The 2,688-nt window shown below is 67.1% G+C and carries 1 protein-coding gene and 3 pseudogenes; 1 reads left to right on the forward strand and 3 read right to left on the reverse strand.

Translation table 11 applies throughout. The features are described 5' to 3' along the window. Positions 1-359: pseudogene (locus P3W97_RS05045) on the reverse strand (ribose-5-phosphate isomerase A); the annotation flags it as partial. Between the two features lie 38 nt (positions 360-397). On the opposite strand from P3W97_RS05045, the pseudogene P3W97_RS05050 reads away from it, so the two are divergent. Next, positions 398-730 (forward strand): annotated as a pseudogene (locus tag P3W97_RS05050) (quinone-dependent dihydroorotate dehydrogenase); the annotation flags it as partial. Between the two features lie 70 nt (positions 731-800). Here the strand turns inward: P3W97_RS05050 and P3W97_RS05055 are convergent. Then, entirely contained in the window at positions 801-1,451 is a 651-nt protein-coding gene (locus tag P3W97_RS05055) for an ATP-binding protein (RefSeq protein ID WP_300844385.1), read from the reverse strand. 92 nt (positions 1,452-1,543) lie between these two features. Further along, positions 1,544-2,688 (reverse strand): annotated as a pseudogene (locus P3W97_RS05060) (IS21 family transposase); the annotation flags it as partial.

A 2,688-nucleotide genomic window follows, 5' to 3' on the forward strand; every position in this document is an offset into this window, starting at 1 on the left:
GACGCATCGGCAATGCACACGAAGCGACGTGACTGCGCGGCGACGATCTTCTCGCGCGTGAGCGCCGCGCCGCCGCCCTTGATCATGTAGCCGTGGGCGCCGATCTCGCCGGCGCCATCGATGTAGACCGAGAGCTCTTCCGCCCCGTTGCAGTCGAACACCGGGATGCCCGCGGCCTATAGCCGCGCGGTGGAGGCCTCTGCACTCGACACTGCGCCGATGATCTGCCCCTTCATCGTCGCCAGTGCCTCGATGAACTTGTTCACCGTCGATCCCGTTCCCACGCCGACGATTTCACCGGGGGTGACGCATTGCCGCGCGGCTTGGACGACCAGCGTTTTGAGTTCGTCCTGGGTCATTTGCGACGATCTCCGCAGTTCAGCGGCTCCATTATCCGATGTCCCTTCTGCCCTGCGCGCCCGCACGCGCGCTGCTGTTTCGCCTCGACCCGAAAGCCGCTCACGACCTCACCCTGCGCGGCCTGGAGCGCCTGCAGCACACGCCGCTGGCCTGCGCCTGGGCCCAGTCGCGCATCGATGATGCGGTGACGGTTGCGAGCCTGAGCTTTCCCAACCGCGTGGGCCTGGCCGCAGGGCTGGACTAGAACGCGCGCTGCATCGACGCCTTTGCCGCCATGGGGTTTGGCTTCGTCGAAGTGGGCACCGTCACGCCGCTGGCGCAACCGGGCAACCCCAAGCCGCGCATGTTCCGCCTGCCCGAGGCGCAGGCCCCGATGGCCACCCCAAACTGCTCCACTTATGGCCGGTCAAACTGCTCCAGGCAGGACGGTCGGATGGTGACTATACGGGCGTGACGGCGATGCGTGAGGCGGCCTCCTTCAAACGGTAGCTCTTGCCCTCGAACTGCAGCATCGCGCAGCGGTGCATGAGCCGGTCCAGGATGGTGGTGGCTTCGGCGCTGATGTCGGCGATGCGCCGGGCCAGGAACAGATCGTCCAGCACCAGCAGGTCCGGCTCGACCCAGGCCTTGAGCTGCTCCGCCTGCTCTTGTGTGCTGGCCAGCCCGTAGCGGGCGAACTCGGTGTCGGCCTCCCCGTAGCGCACGTCGTAGCCTTGCAGCGTGGCCTGGTAGGCCACTGCCTTGGCCGCATGGCTCTTGCCGGTGCCGGGCTTGCCGATGATCAGCGCGTTGGCGCCCTCACCGATGAACTTCAGGGTGTGCAACTCGAAGCAGGCGCTGCGCGGCAGCTTCGGGTTGAAACGCCAGTCGAAGTCGGCCAGCGAGGGGCGATCATCCAGACCCGAGCGTTTGAAGCGGCGCTCGGTCAGGCCAGAGCGGCGCCGGTCCAACTCATCTTGCAGCATGGCAGCGAAGGTCTCCAGGAAGGGTTGCTGGGCGGCCTGTGCCTGCATCACGCGGGTGGACAAGGTCTCGGCGATGCCGCAGAGGCGCAATTCGCGCAGGGCGCGTTCGATCTCGTTCATGTTCATGGCTGGTTGCTCTCGCAGGATTGGGTGGCGGTGGCGGCGTGAGTGAACAGATCGCCGTATTCATCGGCACTGCGGATGAGTGCATGTTGCTAGGTCAGCATTGATGCTGCGGCCGACGGTGCTGGGCTGACGGCTTCCAGGGCCGCCAGGGCATCGGCGACGAGCCGCTCGGTCAGCGCCTTGACGTGGCGGTAGCTGTGAACCCCTTGCTCCATGGCGGCGCCACAGGCCGCGTCGATGAACCGGTGCGGGTAGCGCCGCGCCAGGTTGACGACGCCCCAGAGCTTGCGCTGGCCGACCCGGCCTTCGATGGCGAACAGCATCTCGCACAGTCGTGCCGCCTGGGGGCCGATGGCACGCGCCTGGCTGAGGATGAAGCGGGTCTCGCGCGAGGGGTTGAACACGCGCTCGGCCATGGGCAACACCACGGTGCCGGGCCGCTCCACGCGAGCGTGGGTGCGCAGCAAAGCCTGGGTGCGCAGGTCACGGATCTCGATGCGCCGCTCAAAGATCCGCACCAGCACCTTGGAGCCAATCACCGCAGGGCGGGCTGCGTAGCTGCTGTGGTCGATGCGCACGCAACTGTCGTCGCAGACCGTACGCTGCACCTCGCTGAAGTACTGCATGCCGGTCAAGGGCAGTGGCTGCAGGTGGGCGCGCTCCTCCTCGAACATGGCCTGCACCTGGCGGCGCTCTGCGCCATGGATGCGAGAGGCCGCCCACTTCGCTTCCCAGTGCTCCAGAAAGGCGTTCTGCTCCTCGATCGTCTCGAAGCGCCGGCCCTCGAGCGCGGTGGCCTGGGTGTGCTAAATAGCGTTCTCCACCGTGCCCTTGCGGTTGGGCCCACGCACGCGGGCTGGGTCGGCTACCACCTCGCAGTGGGCCAGCGTGGCGGCATCAACAGGATTGAGGGCGGGCTCGTGCAGCTCGGCCCAGATCTGCTGGCCGGAATTGCAGAGCACGCGCCGGAAGCTGCGCCGCGAGTAACGCAGCGTGGCCACGAACAGGCGGGGTTTGCGATACCGGTTGCTGCCGGGCACGCGGGTGGGCGCGCCCTCGCCGTAGTCGACCTGCATCTCTTGGCCGGGAGTAAACGAGAGGCGGTCGAATTGCTCGGGCTCCTTGTGGCGCAGTTGGGCCACGAAGCGCTTGACGGAGTTGTAGGCGCCATCGAAGCCGTGCAGGTCCACCAGGTCCTGGTAGATGGCGGTGGCGTTGCGGCCCAGGCGCAACTGGG

This window comes from Tepidimonas sp. (genome assembly GCF_029335975.1).
In the GTDB taxonomy this organism is placed as follows: Bacteria; Pseudomonadota; Gammaproteobacteria; order Burkholderiales; family Burkholderiaceae_C; genus Tepidimonas.

Coding starts and splice junctions, on each gene's coding strand:
- P3W97_RS05055 (WP_300844385.1), bottom strand. CDS start 1,451: ATGAACATGAACGAGATCGAACGCGCCCTGCGCGAATTGCGCCTCTGC.